The organism is Streptomyces sporangiiformans, assembly GCF_005768555.2.
Lineage (GTDB): Bacteria > Actinomycetota > Actinomycetes > Streptomycetales > Streptomycetaceae > Streptomyces > Streptomyces sporangiiformans.
The window spans coordinates 1-19,020 of sequence record NZ_VCHX02000164.1 but is presented as its reverse complement, the minus strand read 5'-3'; the positions used below and the strand labels follow the sequence as shown (position 1 = coordinate 19,020).

The window sequence follows — 19,020 nt, the reverse complement described above, 5'->3', positions numbered from 1 at the left end:
GCCAATAACTGACGCAGTGTCAGATTACTGAACTGACGCCACGTCAGGAACTGGTCTGCGCGCAAAGAACTTGTGGCGGGCATGTGGTGCGGGGCGTGGTGCAGGGCCTCAACGCTGACGCCGGGTTCCCGGCTGAGGCGCCCTGCGTCTACCCACAATCTCAGCTATACCCGTGTGAGTGATGCCCTGACCCTCCAGCGTGCGCTGCGATGCGGGCCTGCCCGCCGGCGCTGTGAAGACATCCGAAGACATCCAGGTGTCACTCATGCGGATGGTCACGGTTGACGGCCAGGCGACCGGCGAGTTCGGTTCGGGATCGTACGGAAAGCTTGGCGTAGATGCGGCTGAGGTGGTACTCCACCGTCTTGGTCGACAAGAACAACGCGGCGGCCACTTCGGGAGAGGTGTGGCCCTTGCTGACGAGGACTGCTACCTGCGTCTCTCGTTCGGTCAGAGCGACCGGTGCATGGCCGGGGCGGGTGGGCGTCTTGAAGCCGGCCGCTCGGAGTTCCTTCTCGGCGGCTGCGGTCCACGGATCGGCGCGGAGCCGCTCGAATACCTGCCGGGCGGCGTTGAGAGGCCGACGGGCGGCACCGCGTTTCCTTTTCCTGAGCAGGAATCGCCCGTAGGCGAGATCGGTGCGGGCCTTGGCGAAGGGATCCGGTAGGTGCGCGTGGAGTTGTAGCGCCTTGTGATAGGCGTCTTCATCGGCTTCGACAAGCCCTCGACATCGCTCACTCACCGCGTGTCCCCACGCCGAAGGCGCCTGCTGGACCTGGTCCAGCAGTTCGGCCAGAGCCGCCTGGGCTGCGGAGCGGTCACCGGCGGTCAGGTTCGCTTCGATCAAATCGGGCTGGTGCTGCAACACCGTCGGTTCTCTCAGCCCCAAATCGCGGACACGCTGCTGAAGTTCATCCAGACGGGCAGCGGCCTCGGATTCCCTGCCGGTGCCCAGTTCGAGCAGACCGAGTGTGGCCTCGATGTAGGGGCTGACCAGATCCGCACCCCGGCTGTCAAGGAGTCCACGAAACTGGCGAGCGTGCTCGATGCACTGCGTGGCTCGTCCTCGGGCGGCCTCTATCCGGGCCAACGTGGAAATCGCGTAGGCCTGGAGCACGGGCTGTCCGGTCTCACCGGCGAGCGTGGCTCCCTCACTTGCCAGAGCGTAGGCGTCGTCCCAGTAACCGGTACGCAGTTGCGTCTCGGCCAGCACGGTCAGATACGGGGCGAGCCGTTCGCAGGCGCCGATCTTGCGCGCGCATCGTACAGCCCGTTCCAGCAACGTCCGCGCCGCCGGAAACCGCTCGAGCCACATGAGGTCCATTGCGGAGAAGCTCGTCACCTCGATGCCGATGGAGAGCGGGTCGGTGTCGGTGAGGAACTGCTCGCAAGAACTGAACACCGTGGCTGCATCAATGCGCTCACCGGCGAGCATCATCGTGTGGGCCCGCAGCACGGCCGCGGAATGATCAAAGATGACGGCTTCGCCGTTGCGGGCCAGAGCGCCGGCCCGGTCCGCGGTCGCTCGGGCCTGGAGGATGGCGCCGCCCATGCATCCCGCTCCCGCGGCAGCGACCAGCAAGGGCACCGCTTGGGTCGCTTCCAGCCCGGCGGCCATATCCACCAGCTGGTCGTGGACACGGCGTGGTGGCTGGCGGACGAGCAGTACCTGACTGCGCAGTCCAGCCGCGTCGGCACGTACCGTGGCGTCGTCCGTGGTGTTCGTCGCCGCCTCAGCCAAGACCAATGCTTGGTCCCCTCTGCCGGCAAGCTGGGCCACCTCGGCGGCGGCCAGTAAGTAGCGGCCCTGATCGAACTGAGAAGACGTGAGTTCAGCGGCACGCTCGTAAGCTCGGAGTGCGGCGGGCAGGGCGCCACGGTCGCGGGCACGCGCAGCGGTGTCAGCCAGAGCGGCAGCCGCGGTCACGTCTGGGCCGGCCGCCGCGGCAGCGAGATGCCAACTGCGTTGGTCACGGTCCACCAAGCCGTCCCGGTCGGTGAGCGCACCGGCCAGGACCCGGTGAGATTCTCGTCGCAGCTCGGGTGCCGCCAGGTGGTACGCGGCGGAGCGAAGCAGCGGATGCACGAACCTCACCTTGCCGCCGGACAGGTTGAGGACCTTTGCAGCCTCAAGCGCCTGTAACACCTCGGCATCCAGTGCCAGGGCATGAAGTGCTTCGATCAGGACCACGGCGTCCTCGGTGAAGCTGGCTGCCGCAACCGTCACCGCGCGGCGACCCGGCTCGGGCAGAGCGGCCAAGCGAGTTGCATAGGCGGCAGTCAGACGCGGACCCACCGGCAGGGGACTTTCCGGTTCCTGTGCCGCCCATCCGGAGTCGCACAGAGCAGGCGCGGCTTCCAGCAGTGCCAGTGGGTTGCCGGCGGTCTCCCGGTACAGCCGTTTGAACGGCTCGCTGTCGGCCGCTACGTCAACGACCCGCTGTACCAGCGCGGCCGCGGCTGCGGGATTCAGGCCGGCCAGGGTCAGCGTCGGCAGGTTGGCCTCGGTGAACAGACAACGCTCGCCGTCTCGCGCCGTGACCAGCACGGCCACGCCCTCGGCCTGTAGACGCCGGAAAGCGAAGAGCAGCGCACGGGCGCTGGCCTCGTCCATCCAGTGCGCGTCATCCACTGCGACCAACACAGGTCCTGTCGCTGCGGCATCGGTGAGCAGCGTCAACGCGGCGGCTCCCAACGTCAACCGGTCTGGTGGTTCCCCATCCTCCAGTGACAGGGCGGTGCGCAGAGCGCGCGCTTGGAGCGTCGGCAGACGGTCGACCCGAGACTCCAGGGGGCGGACGAGTTCACCGAGGCCGGCGAAGGCAAGTTCGGCTTCCATTTCGATTCCCGTAGCCCGTAGAACCAGCATCCCCGCGGACTCGGTCACCGCCTCTTCCAGCAATGCGGTTTTCCCGACCCCCGGCTCGCCGCGCAGTATGAGAAGCCCGCTTCGACCTCGACGGGCGTCGGCGAGGAGCAGCCGTAACCGATCTTGCTCCTCCGCACGCGAAAGCAGTCCGTGCTGCCCATGACCAGGCGTCATCGCGACATCCCCCAAGGAAACAACCACCGTCCGTGTCGATGCTCATACACCGCGTCACGATTGTGGCCGATCGAGGGCCGCTCCCGCAGGGACTAGGGAATCTACCGATATCCCCAATCCACCCATCCCGCCAGAGTTGTACCGCGCTCGCTCGTTCGGGCGGGATGGAAAGAGAGAAAGGGTCCACGATGAGCAACCTGTACACCGGGCAGATGCCCCCGGCCCCGCCGCCCGTGCCGACGGTCACCGGCCAGCTGATCAACGACGTCCGACCGTTCGGGGCCGCCAGCGGCACCGCCGCAGCGGTCGCGCAGACGGCATGGGTCATCGCGGGGCGGCCGATCCTCACGGGTATCTGGCGAGCCGCGACCGGCAAGTGACGGCGAAAACCGTCTAGAGCCACGCATCAGTGATGGCTGGTCAGGGCGTAAGCCCTGACCAGCCATCAGCCGGATCATCCGAGCCTGGACCGGTCCCTACCGCTCCTGACACGTGTCTTCGCCAACAACGACCTGCCGCCCGACAGCGACCGAGGGGGAACCATGCTGCTGCCCGACAACCCGATCTCGGGACCGGACGGAGATCGTTTCGGATTCGGCACCCACGCGAAGGTGCTCTGCGACGCGATCGCGACCGCCGAGGACTTGCCGCTGACCATCGGGGTCTTCGGGCCCTGGGGGATGGGGAAGTCGAGTTTCATGAAAGTCTGCGAGGGCCTGCTGAGGGCCCGCGACATTCGGACCGTCTGGTTCAACCCCTGGAAGTACGACCAGAAGGACGAGATCTGGCACGCCCTCATCCAGACCGTGCTCGCCGAGATCGCCCACGACCTCGACGAACGACGGAAGTCCGGCGAGGAGAGCCTGCAGGAGCGGCTCGCGAAGGCCCTGGACACCGTCAGACAACTGAGCCAGGCAGCGGCCTGGCTGCTCGCCCGCCGGGCGGCCGGCCCCCTGACGGCGGGGTTCCTGGCACCCGAGGACGTGGACGCCGTTCAGACCGTTCTCACCGCACCTGGTGTGGACACGTATCTACACGTCAATCGCTTCGAACAGGACTTCAGAGAGGTCGTCCGCACGTACACGGACGACGGTCGGCTCGTCCTGTTCATCGATGATCTGGACCGCTGCACGGAGGACGCGGCGATCACCGTGCTCGACTCCCTGAAGCTCTTCCTGGGGGAGGGGTCCTGCGTCTTCGTCCTGGCCATGGACTATCAGGTCGTCGCGGAGGCGGCCGCCAAGCGGTTCGACAGCGAACGTACGGACGGTGCGCGCGGCCGACAGTACCTGGAGAAATTGATCCACTTTCCGTTCCACCTGCCCGGAATCCCGTTCGAGGCCCTGCACCGACACCTTTACGACAAGGTCACCGATCTCGTGCTGACAGGCTCGCGCGAGCTGTGGGAGCTCATCGAGGTCGCCTTCGCGGCCAACCCGCGACGGGTGCGCCGCTTCGTCAACGGCCTGAACCACGCGGCCCTGACGCTGCATCAGCATGACGACCCGCCCGGGCGCGACCGGTTGCTGCACGCGGGCACCCTGCTCGCATTCCAGATCAAGTACCCCGACTTCTTTTCCGCACTGCAGAGCGATCCCGGCGTCTNATCAAGTACCCCGACTTCTTTTCCGCACTGCAGAGCGATCCCGGCGTCTGGGCGCGGTTCGACGAGGCCGAGTTCGCCAAGACCGAACTCGGCGGGGGAGACGCGGAGCTCGCGAAGAACAACCCCGGGGTACGGCGGCTGATCGCGGCTGTGTCGTCGCGGCGCACGGGCTTCGGCTTCCCTCCTCCACCGACGCCCATCGTCATCAGGTTGTTGACTGAGGTGCTGACGGTGAGCGGCGGAACGGCCGCCGATGAGGTGGTGGGCCGTGGAGCGTGACGTGGCACCCGACGTCCGGTACGCGGTCGGCCTGGATCTCGGGGACGGGGAGAGCTCCCTGTGCTGGCTGGCGACGCACGGGCGGAGCAAAGCACGGGTCTATACCCGGGGAACCGACGGCGCCGCCATCGTGACAGCCCTGGGACGCGAACGCCTGGATCAGGGGACCTACCGGTACGTCATCGGTGAAGCGGCCGTGCTGGCGAAGAACGTCCTTCACTTCAGCGTCAACTTCAAGACCCGACCCGACCCGGAAAGCCTGGCCGTCCCCGAGGCCGTGCAGTTCGCCCAGATCCTCCTCACCGAGTTCTTCTCCCGGCACCCCGAGGTCAGGAGAGACTGTGTGGTCTACGTGGGCCACCCCACGGGCTGGGATGCCGAATCGGTGGCGGCGTATCGCAAGCATCTCTCGTCGATGGACCTGCCCGTGCAACTCGTGGCCGAGTCCCAGTCCGCGCTCGTACACGTCAGGGACCGAAGAATCGGACGGCGTGAGGCACGCGGCCTTGACCGGGTGCTGGTCGTCGACATCGGTTCTTCCACGACCGACTTCACGTTCGTGGAGGATTTGATACCGCAGAACCTTCCGGTGGGCTCCGACCTGGGCTGTGCGGTGATCGACCGGGATCTCGCCAGGATGGTGAGGGAGGCGTTCGCGGGAAGCAAGGAGTTCACCAAGGCTCTTGGCCAGGACGGCTCGGAGGAGATGCTGCGGCTCCTGTGCCGCCGGGCCAAGGAAGCTCAGTTCACGGGGACCGATGTGCGCGTCCAGGAGCTCCAGGCGGGCTGTGACACCCGGTTCACCCCCTTCATAAGCCCCTCCCTGGGCTGGCTCAGGGGTGTGGACATTCCGCAGCGTGTGGTTCGAGGCCGCGGCGGCTGGGCCGAGCGTTTCGCGGACGTCCTGACGGAGGTGGGCGGTCTGCTCGGCGCCGCAAAACCCGAGCTGGTCGTGATCACCGGTGGAGGTTCACGCATGCCCGTCGTACGCCAACTGTGTCTCGAGGCGTTCCCGGAAGCCGCTGTCGAGAACGACAAGGAGCCTTCCCTGTCCGTGACCCGGGGGCTCGCCAGCGTCGGACGGCATCGTGTCAATGTGGCGCGGTTCCGGCACGACATCCAGGCGCTCAAGGGCCGGCCCGAGTTCGAGGAGAAGATCCGCGTCGGCCTGCTCGACGCGTTCGACCAGGCCAGGAACACCCTCCTGGCCCGCCTGCTGGAGAGGGCGGACGCGGAGCCCGCCGACGCACAGGACGAACAGGACATCAACGCACTCATCCGCCGACTGACCGGGATGGACCAGGTGCTCGCGCGCCTGCGCGTACGGCTCAATGCGGAACTCGCCCCCATGGCGCTGGACATTTGCCGCTCATACGACATCCGAGACGACCAGTTCACGCTGGACATCGTCCTGCCCGGGGTCATCGGCACCGCCATCAGCGCACGAATCCGCCCCATGTGGCGTACGCTGCGCGCCGCCCAAGCCGTGCTGAAAGCCTACGAGGGCATGGGAAGCGTCGGCCTCTACGCGCTGAAGTTTGCGACGACCGGCGCGAAATTCGTCACGAAGTTGGGTGTCGCGGGAGCCGTGGTCGCCGTCGGGCTGGGACTTCCGCACGCAACGGAAGCCGGCGCCCGCAAGCTCATACGTACGACGCTGCAGAATGCGGAGCTCGACCCCGCCGAGGTGACCAACGTTGTCGTGCAGGTGGCCGAGCAGATCACCGCGCAGATGGATCGCCGCGCCCAAGAGGTGGAGCGCTTCGTCTCCGCCGCGACCCTGCCCTGAGTGCGCGGACATCGGTGATCCAGGCGATGCTGACCGGGGCCCGGCCTGATGGGGTCAGGCGGACCCGTCGCGGCGGCTCTTGAGCCACCATGTCCCGCCGCCGAGGACGAGTACGGAGGCTCCGATGCCGAGGGGCACGGCGAGGGTCATGCCGTCGTCTTCCTCGGTGCTGTCCGACGAGGCCTTCGCCGAGGTCGTCGGGGTCGGTGACTGGTTCGGTGACTGGGGCGTCGGCTCGTCGGAGGGGGTGGTTTCCTCGGTGGGCGTGGGGCTGACGGACTCGGCGCCGGGTTCCGCGGGATCCAGCTTCAGACGGGGAGCGGGATGACCGTGCCCGTGGCCGTCGCCGCCGCCTTCGTCCAGTTCGATCCAGCGGTCGACCTTGCCGTCGCTGTAGGTCTGCAGGGTCTTGAAGGCCAGTGACTTGGCATCGGGTAGCTGGCGTACGGTCACGACGTACTCCGCGTCCTCGCCCACGGGGAGCTTCTGCCCGGAGACGGTGTAACCCCGGCTGGTGGGGGCGAGTTTCCAGCCCTTGGGGCCTTCCTTGTAGGTGATGTCGCTCGGGGTGATGCCCTCGGGCAGGATCACCTCCAGCTTGCTGATGCCGGCGGAGTCGGACTCCGACTCGGCGGAGAACGTCAGCGCGACATTCTGGGCGAGAGCGCGGGCGCCGTCGGCCTCGACTTCCGCATGGGCGGCGGCCGGCCCGGCGGTCGCGACGGCGGCGGCGAGCACGACTGCCGTGAGGGCGCCGAGGCGGCGTGCCGCATACGCCGGATTGGTGCGGGACACTACGGGACTCCCTCGTGGTGAGGTGCTTCGTGGTGAGCTTCTGCTGTTCGCTCGAGAAGTCGGATCGCCCGCAGGGGGAGTTCCCCAGCGATCCGGTGATCCACGTCACAGGCGTGGGCAGTTGGGGTTGGGGGAGGTTCGGTTGCTGCCGCCCGGCCCGGAGCCGAGCCGGGCGGCAGCGCCCCCGGCTCGTCAAGCGGCTGCCGCCGCTACCGGCTGGGCACCTTCGGCCTCGTACAGCGACTCGATCAGTGAGCTGCGGGCACGGGCCACGCGCGAACGCACCGTGCCCACGGGGCAGTCGGTGACGCGCGCCGCCTCCGCGTAAGGCAGTCCCAGAATCTGGGTCAGCACGAACGCCTCGCGGCGTTCGTCCGGCAGCGCGGCCAGCAGCTCTGCGAGGGCGATGCCGTCCTCGAAGCCCTGCAGGCCCCGCGGCTGGGCGCGTTCGGCCGCCGACTGCCAGTCGTCGGTGTCCGCCAGGCGGGGCCGGGCGGCGGCGTACCGGATGCTGTCGATCACCGCGCGGCGTGCGATGGACAGCAGCCAGCTGCGCGCCGAGGAACGGCCTTCGAAGCGGTGCAGGCTGCCGAGGGCCCGCAGAAAGGTGTCCTGGGTCAGGTCGTCGGCGGTCTGCGGATCGGCGCCGAGGTAGGTCACGTAGCGGCTGACGTCTCGGTGCAGGGCACGGACGAACTTCTCGACGGCGTCGGGGTCGCCGCCGCGGGCGGCGAGCGCCCAGGCGTTGATCGACTCGTCACGCGAGCCGTGCAGGGTGGGAGTGAACACCTGGTGTCCTTCTCGGGATCCGGGAACCTGGACCGGCGCAGGGGCGCGGCGGCTCCGGTGACTGTTGACGTACGGCCGCACGGGCGTGCGCGGCCGATGCCCGAGGCGAGGCGCGGAGCGCTGTGGGTCGCGGTGTGCGACGACGGCACCGTGAGCGGCCTCGGGGAACAGGCTGTCGTCAGAGGACAGCGGTCCCAGCGGGCGGACCCCGAGAAGTGATGGCGTGGACGAGGAGAAGCTGCCGCAGCGCACGGCCGGAGCGGCGTCGGCGGGCGCGGACGCGTGGGCGGTGCGGCGGCAGGGGCGGCCGGAGCAGCAGGCGCAGGGGGGCGACGAGCCATCCGGTGAGAACCCGCAGGATGCGGAAGGCGGCGCGCTCGCCGTGGGCGAGCCACAGGCCGCACACCAGGGCGGCGGCCAGGTGGGCCGAGAGCATGCCGGTCGAGGACATGCCGTCCATGACATGACCCGCGTGGGCCATCGAGCCCATGCCGTCTGTGCCGCTCATCGAGACCGTCGACCCCGCAGAGTCCGGCCCCGAGGGGCCCATGGAGGGCATGCCCGCCATGTCGTGGCTCATGGAGTGCGTGGACCTCGCGGGACCGTCGGAGTGCGAACCCGTCCCCGGTGGGGAGCACAGCAGGTGGCGTGCCCACCGCTGGGCGAGGGACGCGCCGCCGGCCGGTTCCGGCCGTACGACCGCCTGCGCGAGCGAGAACAGCGCGTGGAGGAACGCCTGTGTGGCGACCGTCAGTGAGCCGACCACGAAGAGTCCGCGTTCACGGTCGGCCAGGACCCACGCCATCCCGCCCGCCGCCACGGCTCCGACGGCCGGCGCCCACCCGGGAACCGCGACAGAGGACGTCATCGCGTGTCCCTGGACAGCGAACAGCACGCAGACGGCCGCGAATAACGCGGCCCTCAGCGCGCGAGAACACCGTCCAGCAGTCATGGCGGCCTCATCCTTGCATCCGCGCCTGCGCTGTCGCAGATCGGTACGGGCACTGCCCGGGTGCGCCACTCAATCCGGCGTAGGTGATACAGGCCACAGTGACGTACTTCCGTCGCTCTCCCAGGAGTTCGGGACCGGCGGTCTCGCCGCCCCCGCTCGCGTCGGCCTGGTTTCAGTCCGCGGTGCGGGACGGCTGGCGGGTCGTGTCGCGTGCGATCGTTCGGGCGATCTTCTCGGCGTCGAGGGCGAGTTCGCGGAGTGTGCCGCTGATGGGGGTGGTGAAGCCGGTGAAGTACAGGCCGGGGGCGTTCTGCTGGGTGCCGGCGCCGTGGACGACCGGGAGGCCGCGCTCGTCCAGTACGCCGAGGTGGCCGACGATGTCCTCCAGGGCGCTCCGGTAGCCGGTCGCGGCGATCACGACGTCCGGGCCGACCCGGTCGCCGTTCACGAGGACGACCTTGCCGTCGTCGAATCCGTCGACCGCCGCCACGATCTCGACCCGGCCCTTGCGCACGGCGTCGATGAGGCCGACGTCCTGCACCGGGATCGCGCCCTCGTTGACGCGCGAGTAGAGGCCGGTGTCGGGCCGGGGCAGCCCCTGGGCCGACAGATCCGGCACGCTGACCTTCGCCATCGTCCTGGCCAGCCGGTCCACCAGCCCCACCGGCAGCCGCCGTACGAGGATCGCGGTGAACTGGGCGGCCCAGCCGGCCGTGGACCGGCGCACGATGTGGGGCGTGGTGCGCACCGAGAGCCGGACCCGCGAGGCCCCGCCCTCGACGAGGTCGACGGCGATCTCGGCGCCCGTGTTGCCGACGCCGACGACGAGGACGTCACGGCCGGTGAAGGGGGCGGAGTTGCGGTACTCGCGGGCGTGCAGGAGTTCGCCGGCGTACGCGTCGCGGCCGGGCCAGTCGGGGATGTGCGGCGTGTGGTTGTAGCCGGTGGCGATCACGACCGCGCTGCCGGTCAGCTCGCGGCCGCCGGTGGCGTGCAGCGTCCAGCCGGTCCCGTCCGTGGCGGGCACCACGCGGGAGACCTCGACTCCCGTCACGACCTCCAGGCCGTGGTGCTCCGTGTACTTCTCCAGATATCGCACCACGTTGTCCCGCGCGACCCAACGCCCGAACGAGCGCGGCATCGCGAGGCCCGGAAGCGCGGACAACCGTCTGGTCGTGTGCAGACGCAGCCGGTCGTAGTGCCGCCGCCAGGACGCCCCGACGTGCTCGGACTTCTCCAGCACGACGGCTCGTACGCCCTGGGCGCGCAGGGCGTACGCCGCGGAGAGCCCGCCGGGGCCGCCGCCGATGACGTACACGGGGCGGTCCTCGTGGGACGGCACCGTGGGGTGGGTCCGAGAAGGCGTCGTTTCGCGAGCGTCGGCCATGTGCCGAGCGTATTCACATGGCCGATTGATGGGTCTCGGTCAAGCCCGAAATCGGTTGCGAATCGATCACGGCTGTAGGGGATGTGTGTGGGGGTCGTGCGGTGGTCCGCATGAGCGCGGAGGGGTGCGAGGGGGGTGGGGAGGTGGGTCGGAGAGGGGGCGGCGATCCGGGTCCGCGATTCGGGTCGGCGAGGCAGGCCTCTTGCGGGACCGCACGCCCTTGCGCTGAACTGACGTACCGTCAGATTCAAGGGGCAGGGAAGGGCAGTGATGGGCGCGCGGTTCGATGTTCCGGAGATCGATGCCTTCACCCGTACCTACTGGGAGGCGGCCGCCCGGGGCGAGTTGCTCGTGCGCCGGTGCGGAGGGTGCGGGCGGGCCCACCACTACCCCCGCGAGTTCTGCCCGTACTGCTGGGGTGAAGACGTGTCGTGGGAGCCGGCCGGCGGGCGCGCCACGCTCTACACCTGGTCCGTCGTCCACCGCAACGACCTCCCGCCTTTCGCTGAACGCACGCCGTACGTCGCCGCGGTGGTCGATCTCGCCGAGGGGCCGCGGATGATGACCGAGGTGGTGGAGTGCGAGGCGGAGGCACTGCGGGCCGGGATGGAGCTGGAGGTGATGTTCCGGGAGGCGGGGGAGGTCATGGTTCCCGTGTTCCGGCCCCAGCCGTGAGGCAGGAACGCGTACAGGTTTCAATGGGGCGATGGCCCATGTCCACGAGCAGTTACTCACCACCCCCTTGCCCGAGCTGCACGGCCACGGTCTGCGGCTGCGCTCCTGGGACGCGGAGTCCGACGCCCACACCGAGGCGTGGCTGCGCGGTCTGACCGACCCGGAGTTCCAGCGCTGGAACACGCCGCTCAAGCTGATCACGGACATCGACGGCGCCCGGGACTCGCTGCGCTCGCGGGCCGAGCGCGCGGCGGACGGCAGCGGCGCCTCCTTCCGGGTCACCGATGAGTCCACCGGCTCGACGCTCGGCCACATCGGCGTCAACGAGATCAACGCCGTCACGCGCTGCGCCCGTATCGGCTACTGGGTCCTGCCCGAGGCCCGCGGCCGTCAGGTCGCCACCCGCGCCCTGGCGCTCGTCGCGGGCTGGGCCCTGTCAGAACTCGGCCTGCACCGCCTGGAGTTGGGGCACGCCCAGGGGCACGAAGCGTCCTGCCGCATAGCCGAGCGCTGCGGGTTCCTGTACGAGGGCACGCTGCGGGGAGCGATGTTCGAGGCGGGACGGTACGACGCGTTCCGGGACGTACACCTGCATGCGCGGATCGCTACGGATCCTGAGCCCGGGGTGGGGCAGCCCGGGGGCGGCCGGGGGCCGGGAGTCGCATAAGTGCCGGCCGTGGTGCGCAGGTTCGCGGGATCATGGTTCGCATGCCTTCCCCTTCGCACGACTGGCGGTTCACCCATGACCTGGGGGCCTTCCTCGACCGCGCCGGGCACTTCCTGCGGTCCGAACCCGCCCTGCACACCGTTCCGTTGACGGTCACCGACGCGCTGCGTAGGCGCGGAACGCGGGCGTACGGGGAAGAGGCTCCGTACTTCGCGTGGCTCACGGACACGGAGGGTGCCGTGTGCGCGACGGCCCTGCGGACGCCGCCGCACCGCCTGCACCTCACCGCCACCACCCTCGAGGCCGCCGACGCGCTCGCCGGGCGGCTCGCGAAGACGGGCGGGATGCTGCCGGGAGTCGGCGGCCCGGCGGAGACGGCCGCGGAGTTCGCGGCGGCGTGGGAGCGCCGCACGGGAGCCGCCGCCCGGCTCGCGGTACGGCACCGGCTGTACCGGCTCGGGACGATCACGGTGCCGGAGCCCGCCCCGCCCGGAAGGGCGCGGGTCGCCACCGGGGAGGACCACGGGCTGGTCGCGCGGTGGCACGGAGAGTTCCGGGCGGGGGTCGGGGAACACGCGCGGGAGGACCCGGACAGGTGGGCCGGGGCGCGGATCGCCTACGGCGGGATCACGCTGTGGGAGCTGCCGGACGGCACGCCCGTCGCCATGGCGGGAGCCACGCCCGAGGTCGCCGGGCAGGTGCGCGTCGCACCCGTCTACACCCCGGCGCCGCTACGGGGGCGAGGGTACGCGGGCGCGGTGACCGCCGAGGTCAGCAGGGCGGCGCGGGCCACGGGCGCCGACGAGGTGCTGCTCTTCGCCGACCTGGCCAATCCGACCAGCAACGGGCTCTACCAGCGCATCGGCTACCGCCCGGTGCGGGACTTCGCCTCGTACCTGTTCACGGCCACGTAGCGGCCCTCGGGCAGGGCCGGACTCGGGGCCAGGCTCGGGGGCCAGGCTCAGGGCCAGAGCAACTCCTTGACCCAAGTGCCGTCCGTACGCCGGTAGTCCAGCCGTACGTGCCGCCGCCGCGCGTCCCCCTGGAAGAACTCCACCTCGTCCGGCGCGAGCACGTACACCGTCCACGAGGGCACCGACGCGTCCGGCTCGCGCTGCGCCCGCTCCCACGCGGCCTCCGAGGCGCGCTCCAACTCCTCGTACGAGGGCAGCACTTCGCTCTGGTGCCCCACGAGCGCGGCGGCCAGCGCCCCCGTGGAACGGGCGTGCAGATCGGCGTCAGCGACCTCGGACGGGGCGACCGTCACCCGGCCGCGCACCCGAACCTGGCGGCCGAGCGCCGGCCAGTAGAAGCCGAGCGCCGCGTACGGCCGGGCGGCCAGGTGCCGGCCCTTCCGGCTGCCCGCGTGCGAGGCGAAGTGCCAGCCGCGCTCGTCCGCGCCGTGCAGCATGACCGTGCGGACGTCGGGGAGGCCCTCGTCGTCCGCCGTGGCGAGCGACATGGTGTGCGGCTCCGTCTGACCCGCCGCCACCGCCTCCGCGAACCATGTGGTGAACAGGGGCAGCGGTTCGGCGGGCGCGGCGGCCGGGTCGAAGGAGGGCAGCTCGGTGACCTCCGGGTCCCACACCCGCAGCGACCTCAGCAGCTCATGAAGATCCTTTTCCATGCCCCGATTGTCACCGGCTCGGGACCTCACACGGTACCCAGGTCGGACGAGACCCATCGCTCCGGGCGCATGTGGACGACGACCTGCTCGCCGTGGCTCTTCCAGGCGAAGTCCACGTACTCGTCCACCTTCTCGGCAGGGAGGTAGCGGGCGGAGATCTCGCGGAGCTTCTCGATGGTCGCGGGGACCGTGTCGATCACCGGGCCCTCGACCGACACGTACCGGATGGTGGGTTCGAGCCGGTCGATCATCAGGGAGAACCGGCCCGCGGCCTGGATCAGCTTGTTCTTGCGGGAGTCGAGCCCGGTCATGATCCAGATGTCGCCGCCGGGCGCGTACTGGTACCAGATCGGCACGGTGAGCGGCGCCCGTTGCGGCTCCGCGTCCACCGCGAGCGCCGCGATGTGGGGCTCGGCCAGGAACTGCTCACGCTCTTCGCGGTTCAGGGCCATGTCGGTCTCCTCCATCGGGGGTGGACGTCTCGGCCTTTGCGTCAAGCGTCCTGAACGGTTGGGTATTCCGGGCTACCACAGCTGTCGCAGGTGATCCCGCAGTCTTCGCGCGACCTGTGCCATGAGGGCCTCCGCACCGGGCTGGCTGCCGGCCGGGACGAGTGACTCCGTGAGGGCGGCGACGGCGAAGGCCTGACCGTCGGCGTGCTCGACGACACCGACCTCGTGGCGGAGGTTCAGGAGTGAGCCGGTCTTGGAGGACCAGGTGCTGGCGTCGGAGCTGAAGTCCGGGGCGAGCCGGTGCCGGAGCACGTTGTGGGCCATGAGGTCGCGTACGCGCTCGGCCACCTCGGGGTGGATCTTCGACGGTGTCCACAGGGCCTGGAGCAGTTCGACCCAGGCGCGTGCGCTACCGGTGTTGGCGCGGGTGGTGTCGAGCTGGGGCACCCGGTGTCCTCGGCCGCTGGTCCCGGAGTCGATGGCGAGGGCGTGGGCGAGATGGACGTCGGAGGCGTCGAAGCGTTCGACGGGGGTGTCGGTCAGCTCGTCCATGGTGTGCCGGACGGTGATGTCGCGCAGGCCGAGCTCGTGGAGGATCTCGGCGACCCGGGCGGGCGGGGTGAGGCCGAACAGCGCGTCGGCGGCCTGGCTGTCACTCAGGCAGGTGCTCAGGTAGAGCAGGTCGTCGACGGCGATCCGGGCGGGGTGGCGGAACCGGCTCAGCCCGATGGGTCCGGCCGTGGTGATCCGGCCGGGGGGCACGTCGAGGGCCGTCGCTCCGTCGAGCTCGCCCCGTCGGATGCGTTCGAACGTCGCCAGCGCGAGCGGGACCTTGACCAGGGACGAGGACGGCAGCTGGGTGTCCGGCTCGATCCCCAGCTCCTCTCCCGTGTGCAGATCCCGCACGAGCATGCAGCCGTGCAGGCCGCCGTCGCGCAGCTGCCCGCGCAGATCGTGCAGTAATGCCTCGGTGCTCAAGTATCTGCCCCTCCTGAGGTTCCCGCGCCCAGACAGCGGGCGACGGCGTCGCCCAGGCGCGCTTCGACGATCTGTGGATTGCCGTCTCCGGCGGCGGCGAGGGAGAAACCCCGGCCGATCGCGATCTCGCCGATGGGCCGCCAGGCCAGGGCGAGTTCCTCGGCCTGGGCGGGGGAGCACAGCAACAGATCGCGTGAGCACAGGACTTCCGCCGCGGCGGTCGTCAGATCGGGCGCGGCGACGAGTTGCGCGGGCCGCAGGCCGACCGCGTCGCGCAGGCGCGTGAGCGGGTCGCGGATGTGCGGCACGTCGTCCTCCGGCTGGATCCAGACGCGGCGGGCGGGGCCGGAGGAGGCGCGTCCGACCCGCAGTGTTTCGAGGTAGACGCGCCTCACGCCGGGATCCCGGGCGCCGGCGAGCCCGAGCGGTACGGACCACCTCGCGTCGTCCGTCGGCACCGCGAGCAGGGCGGCCCGCACCTGCTGCGCGTGGAGGAGCTCCGTGCGCTGCGCCGGTCCCGCGACGCGGAGATCGAGGGTGACACCGTGCCCGCGTGCCTCGGCGACGAGGCGGGCGAGACCGGCCGTGGAACAGATGCCGGGCACGGCGAGCCGCCACGGCTTGAGCTTGGCGGCCTCCGCCTCGTGCAGCAGCACGTCGGCCGCCTGCACGAGCTGTCTGGCCGTCGGCAGCATGTCCCGGCCGAACGGGGTGAGGACGGCCCGCCGCGACGTGCGCTCGAACAACGGCTCACCGAAGCGTTCCTCCAGTGCGGCGACGCGACGGCTGGCCACCGACTGGGACATCCGGGCGGCGGCCGCCCCGACGGTGAAACTGCCGTGCTCGCTGACGTTGACGAACGCCCGACACGCTGCCACCAGATCCACAGCCGGAACCCTATGCCAGATCCAGGGCCCAACTCCTATGCCGAATCAGCATGGAACGGAGCATTCGCGTATTGGACCGCATGGCCGCCCGACGGTGAGGTTGATCCCGAACTCATGACCACCCAGGAGGTTGGACCATGCGGACCACCCGGCACACCCATGCCCGCCGCGCCCTTCGCGGTGCGCTCGCCGCGCTCGCCCTCGTCGTCCCGCTCGCCGCCTGCGGCCAGGACGGTTCCCCGGCCTCGTCGGACTCGTCGGCCTCATCGGTCTCGTCGTCGTCCCGGTCCGCCGTGACGACGGCTCCGATCGCGGCGGCGAAGCCGGTCACCGGCGAGCTGAAGGAACTCGAGCGCAAGTTCGACGCGCGGCTCGGCGTCTACGCGATCGACACCGGCACCGGGCGCGAGCTGGCCTACCGGGACGGCGAGCGGTTCGGCTACCACTCCACGTTCAAGGCACTCGCCGCCGGGGCCGTACTGCGGAAGTACAAGCTGACCGGGATGAACGAGGTGATCAAGTACTCCAAGGACGACCTGGTCCACCATTCGCCCATCACCGAGAAGCACGTCGAGACCGGGATGACCCTGCGCGAGCTGTGTGACGCCGCCGTCCGCTACAGCGACAACACCGCGGCCAACCTGCTGTTCGAGGCGCTCGGTGGCCCGAAGGCCCTCGAAGCCGAGCTCAGGAAGCTGGGCGACGACGTCACCGTGATGGAGCGCATAGAGCCCGGACTGAGCGACTGGGTCCCGGGCGAGAAGCGGGACTCGACGACTCCTCGGGCGCTGGCCGAGGGTCTGCGCGCGTACGTCCTCGGAGATGTCCTCCGCAAGCCCGAACGAGCCCAGCTCACGAAGTGGCTGAAGACCAACAAGACCGGGGACGAGCTCATCCGGGCCGGGGTGCCCGAGGGGTGGGTGGTCGGCGACAAGACGGGCAGCGGCAACTACTACGCCGGCCGCAACGACATTGCCGTGGTCTGGCGTCCGGGTGCCGCCCCCGTCGTCATGGCGATCATGTCGAACCGCGGCAAGGCGGAGGACACCTACGACAACAAGCTGATCGCGGAAGCGGCGACCGTGGTCGCCGAAACGCTGTCGTAGCGGCGTAATGCCGTAGCGGGCTCAGCCCCGGCCGAGCACGACCGTCCCGGACGAGCAGAACCAGCCACCCGTCCCGGACGCGACGGCCAGCCGGGGCGCACCACCGTCCGCCACGCGCACCTGCCGCCCCTCGCCTGCCTCCCCACGCAACTGCCGCACGGCCTCCACCAGCAGGAACAGCCCCCGCATTCCCGGGTGCTGGGCCGACAGTCCGCCCCCGTCGGTGTTCACCGGCAGGTCGCCGCCGGTCAGCAGGCGTCCCTTCTCCACGAACGCGCCGCCCTCGCCCTTCGCGCAGAAGCCCAGGTCCTCCAGGGTCACGAGCGTCATGTACGTGAAGGCGTCGTAGATCTCCGCCACGTCCACCTCGTCCGCCCGGACGCCCGCCCGCTCGAAGGCGACGGGGCCGCTCACCGCCGCCGGTGACACCGTGAAGTCCGGCCACTCGGACATGGTGGTGTGCGAGACGTACTCCCCGGTGCCGAGCACCCACACCGGTCGCGTACGGCAGTCCCGTACGTACTCCTCCGCCGCCAGCAGCACCGCCGCCCCGCCGTCCGAACGTATGCAGCAGTGCAGCCTGGTGAAGGGATCCGCGATCATCGGCCCGGACAGCACGTCCTCGACGGTGATCGGGTCCCGGAACATCGCCTCGTCGTTCGACGCGGCGTTCGCCCGCGCCTGTACGGCGATCGAGGCCAACTGCTCGACGGTCGTGCCGTATTCGTGCATATGACGCCGCGCGGCCATCGCATACTTCGCGATCAACGTGTGCCCGTACGGAACCTCGAACTGCAGCGGCCCCCGCGCACCGAAGGACAGGTCACCGGTGCGCCGGCCCGCCTTGATGTCCGCGCGGGCCGTGGACCCGTACACCAGCAGGACCGCGTTCGCGTGCCCGGCGGCGATCGCGTCCGCCGCGTGGGACGCCATGACCTCCCAGGTCGAGCCGCCCACCGACGTCGAGTCGACCCACCTCGGTCTCAGGCCCAGGTACTCCGCCACCTCGATGGGTGCGAGCGTGCCGAGGCCGGCCGAGGCGAAGCCGTCGACAACCTCGCGACCGAGCCCCGAGTCGGCCAGTGCTCGGCGGGCCGCCTGGGCGTGCAGAGCGTAAGGGGTCGCCTCGTCCACGCGGCCGCAGTCGGAGAGCGAGACGCCGACGACCGCCACCTTCCGCTGAGTCATGAATCTGACGGTACATCAGATGAGCTTCACTCCGGCAGGTCGTCGCGCCCCTGTGCATCTGAAGGTCGCCGCTCTAATATGACGCGCCGTCAGATCCGAAGGAGTGTGTGTGCCCATGGATGCTCGCTTCACCACCGATCAGGACGAAATCCGCCGCACCCTCCGAAAGCAGCCGGGCCTCGCGCTCCCCGAGGCATACGGAGGAGTCGGCTGCTCGGCAACCGAACTCGCGCTGGTGAGTGAGGAGTTGGGGCGTGACCTCGCCCCCTCTCCCTTCCTGGCCACCGCCGTGCTGAGCGGCCCCCTGCTCCTCGCCCTCGGCAGCGAAGCCCAGCGTCTCTCGCTGCTGCCGCGCCTCGCCTCCGGTGAGTTGACCGCCGCCCTCGCCGTGCCCGGCCCAGGGCTCGCCACCGCCCTCGGGCTGACCGGCGACAACGGCGACGGGGTCTGGGCGGGCGGCGGCCGGGCGGGCGGCGTGCAGGCCAGGCGCGTGGACGGGGTGTGGCGCCTGTACGGGCAGGCCGAGCAAGTGCTGGACGGGCACAGCGCGGGGCTCCTCCTGGTGGCCGCGCACACCGGCGGGTTCGCTCGTGCGCGCACCCTGCTGTTCCTGGTGCGGGAAGGGGCGGACGGCCTCGCCCGTGTACGGCAGGCCTCGCTCGACGAGACGCGACCGCAGGCCCGCGTCCAGCTGAGGGATGTGGCAGCGGAGTTGCTGGGCGAGGAGACAGCCGGCGCCGCGGACCGCGCCGGGGGTGCCGAGCCCGCCGGCGCGGCGGGCGCGCTGGCCGCCGTGGGGG

Annotated in this window: 18 protein-coding genes and 1 pseudogene; 9 read left to right on the top strand and 10 right to left on the bottom strand. The window is 70.2% G+C overall.

The window, feature by feature from the left end:
- Positions 1-259 precede the first annotated feature (259 nt).
- On the bottom strand, positions 260-3,058 hold the full coding sequence (locus FGD71_RS27350) for an ATP-binding protein (protein ID WP_140935952.1): 2,799 nt from the start codon (positions 3,056-3,058) through the stop codon (positions 260-262).
- 173 nt (positions 3,059-3,231) lie between these two features.
- Between FGD71_RS27350 and FGD71_RS27345 the strand changes: the two genes are divergently transcribed.
- From FGD71_RS27345 to FGD71_RS27335, 4 genes and pseudogenes are all read left to right on the top strand, one after another.
- On the top strand, positions 3,232-3,423 hold the full coding sequence (locus tag FGD71_RS27345) for a hypothetical protein (RefSeq protein ID WP_119103194.1): 192 nt from the start codon (positions 3,232-3,234) through the stop codon (positions 3,421-3,423).
- A 162-nt stretch (positions 3,424-3,585) separates the two neighbouring features.
- Positions 3,586-4,648: pseudogene (locus tag FGD71_RS50230) on the top strand (KAP family P-loop NTPase fold protein); the annotation flags it as partial.
- A gap of 1 nt (position 4,649) precedes the next feature.
- Positions 4,650-4,928, top strand: a 279-nt coding sequence (locus tag FGD71_RS48025) for a hypothetical protein (protein ID WP_219925803.1), incomplete at its 5' end; no start/stop codon positions are given.
- Positions 4,918-6,717: an Hsp70 family protein gene (locus tag FGD71_RS27335; RefSeq protein ID WP_119103192.1), complete on the top strand. Its 1,800-nt coding sequence runs from the start codon at positions 4,918-4,920 to the stop codon at positions 6,715-6,717. The genes FGD71_RS48025 and FGD71_RS27335, both read left to right, overlap by 11 nt.
- Positions 6,718-6,771: 54 nt before the next feature.
- On the opposite strand, the gene FGD71_RS27330 is transcribed toward FGD71_RS27335, so the two are convergent.
- From FGD71_RS27330 to FGD71_RS27315, 4 genes are all read right to left on the bottom strand, one after another.
- The gene (locus tag FGD71_RS27330; protein WP_119103191.1) at positions 6,772-7,512 is read right to left on the bottom strand and encodes a DUF1775 domain-containing protein; all 741 of its coding nucleotides are present in this window, start codon (positions 7,510-7,512) and stop codon (positions 6,772-6,774) included.
- A gap of 192 nt (positions 7,513-7,704) precedes the next feature.
- Positions 7,705-8,301: a sigma-70 family RNA polymerase sigma factor gene (locus FGD71_RS27325; protein ID WP_119103190.1), complete on the bottom strand. Its 597-nt coding sequence runs from the start codon at positions 8,299-8,301 to the stop codon at positions 7,705-7,707.
- A 178-nt stretch (positions 8,302-8,479) separates the two neighbouring features.
- The gene (locus FGD71_RS27320) at positions 8,480-9,169 is read right to left on the bottom strand and encodes a hypothetical protein (RefSeq protein WP_240436793.1); all 690 of its coding nucleotides are present in this window, start codon (positions 9,167-9,169) and stop codon (positions 8,480-8,482) included.
- A gap of 256 nt (positions 9,170-9,425) precedes the next feature.
- Positions 9,426-10,640 (bottom strand): flavin-containing monooxygenase, encoded by a 1,215-nt coding sequence (locus tag FGD71_RS27315; protein WP_119103188.1) that lies wholly within the window; start codon positions 10,638-10,640, stop codon positions 9,426-9,428.
- Between the two features lie 270 nt (positions 10,641-10,910).
- Here FGD71_RS27315 and FGD71_RS27310 point away from each other — a divergent pair, with 270 nt between their 5' ends.
- From FGD71_RS27310 to FGD71_RS27300, 3 genes are read left to right on the top strand one after another with little or no spacing between them, the layout of a single operon-like run.
- On the top strand, positions 10,911-11,315 hold the full coding sequence (locus FGD71_RS27310) for a Zn-ribbon domain-containing OB-fold protein (RefSeq protein WP_119103187.1): 405 nt from the start codon (positions 10,911-10,913) through the stop codon (positions 11,313-11,315).
- Positions 11,316-11,346: 31 nt separating this feature from the next.
- The gene (locus FGD71_RS27305; protein ID WP_119103186.1) at positions 11,347-11,982 is read left to right on the top strand and encodes a GNAT family N-acetyltransferase; all 636 of its coding nucleotides are present in this window, start codon (positions 11,347-11,349) and stop codon (positions 11,980-11,982) included.
- 41 nt (positions 11,983-12,023) lie between these two features.
- Complete coding sequence (locus tag FGD71_RS27300) at positions 12,024-12,896, top strand: GNAT family N-acetyltransferase (protein ID WP_119103185.1); 873 nt, start codon at positions 12,024-12,026, stop codon at positions 12,894-12,896.
- Between the two features lie 47 nt (positions 12,897-12,943).
- Here the strand turns inward: FGD71_RS27300 and FGD71_RS27295 are convergent, their stop codons facing one another.
- The 4 genes from FGD71_RS27295 to FGD71_RS27280 form a co-directional block, all read right to left on the bottom strand.
- A complete protein-coding gene (locus FGD71_RS27295; RefSeq protein ID WP_119103184.1) occupies positions 12,944-13,609 on the bottom strand; it encodes a pyridoxine/pyridoxamine 5'-phosphate oxidase in 666 nt (221 codons plus the stop codon).
- 26 nt (positions 13,610-13,635) lie between these two features.
- Positions 13,636-14,061, bottom strand: coding sequence for a pyridoxamine 5'-phosphate oxidase family protein (locus FGD71_RS27290; RefSeq protein WP_119103216.1), 426 nt, complete (start codon positions 14,059-14,061; stop codon positions 13,636-13,638).
- A gap of 72 nt (positions 14,062-14,133) precedes the next feature.
- Positions 14,134-15,039, bottom strand: a complete 906-nt coding sequence (locus FGD71_RS27285; RefSeq protein ID WP_119103183.1) for a serine hydrolase — start codon at positions 15,037-15,039, stop codon at positions 14,134-14,136.
- Positions 15,036-15,926, bottom strand: coding sequence for a LysR family transcriptional regulator (locus FGD71_RS27280; protein WP_119103182.1), 891 nt, complete (start codon positions 15,924-15,926; stop codon positions 15,036-15,038). The genes FGD71_RS27285 and FGD71_RS27280 overlap by 4 nt, the downstream gene beginning before the upstream one ends.
- A 137-nt stretch (positions 15,927-16,063) precedes the next feature.
- On the opposite strand from FGD71_RS27280, the gene bla reads away from it, so the two are divergent.
- On the top strand, positions 16,064-17,032 hold the full coding sequence (bla, locus tag FGD71_RS27275; RefSeq protein WP_119103181.1) for a class A beta-lactamase: 969 nt from the start codon (positions 16,064-16,066) through the stop codon (positions 17,030-17,032).
- 21 nt (positions 17,033-17,053) lie between these two features.
- Here the strand turns inward: bla and FGD71_RS27270 are convergent, their stop codons facing one another.
- Positions 17,054-18,220, bottom strand: coding sequence for a thiolase C-terminal domain-containing protein (locus FGD71_RS27270; RefSeq protein ID WP_119103180.1), 1,167 nt, complete (start codon positions 18,218-18,220; stop codon positions 17,054-17,056).
- A 115-nt stretch (positions 18,221-18,335) separates the two neighbouring features.
- On the opposite strand from FGD71_RS27270, the gene FGD71_RS27265 reads away from it, so the two are divergent.
- Positions 18,336-19,020: acyl-CoA dehydrogenase family protein (locus FGD71_RS27265; protein WP_181359285.1), on the top strand; the 685-nt coding region annotated here is incomplete at its 3' end.

Bases quoted from the DNA above. Each gene is read 5' to 3' on its own strand.
- FGD71_RS27345 (WP_119103194.1), top strand. From the start codon at position 3,232: ATGAGCAACCTGTACACCGGGCAGATGCCCCCGGCCCCGCCGCCCGTG.
- FGD71_RS27320 (WP_240436793.1), bottom strand. From the start codon at position 9,169: ATGACGTCCTCTGTCGCGGTTCCCGGGTGGGCGCCGGCCGTCGGAGCC.
- FGD71_RS27315 (WP_119103188.1), bottom strand. From the start codon at position 10,640: ATGGCCGACGCTCGCGAAACGACGCCTTCTCGGACCCACCCCACGGTG.
- FGD71_RS27310 (WP_119103187.1), top strand. From the start codon at position 10,911: ATGGGCGCGCGGTTCGATGTTCCGGAGATCGATGCCTTCACCCGTACC.
- FGD71_RS27305 (WP_119103186.1), top strand. From the start codon at position 11,347: ATGGCCCATGTCCACGAGCAGTTACTCACCACCCCCTTGCCCGAGCTG.
- FGD71_RS27300 (WP_119103185.1), top strand. From the start codon at position 12,024: ATGCCTTCCCCTTCGCACGACTGGCGGTTCACCCATGACCTGGGGGCC.
- FGD71_RS27295 (WP_119103184.1), bottom strand. From the start codon at position 13,609: ATGGAAAAGGATCTTCATGAGCTGCTGAGGTCGCTGCGGGTGTGGGAC.
- FGD71_RS27290 (WP_119103216.1), bottom strand. From the start codon at position 14,061: ATGGCCCTGAACCGCGAAGAGCGTGAGCAGTTCCTGGCCGAGCCCCAC.
- bla (WP_119103181.1), top strand. From the start codon at position 16,064: ATGCGGACCACCCGGCACACCCATGCCCGCCGCGCCCTTCGCGGTGCG.
- FGD71_RS27270 (WP_119103180.1), bottom strand. From the start codon at position 18,220: ATGACTCAGCGGAAGGTGGCGGTCGTCGGCGTCTCGCTCTCCGACTGC.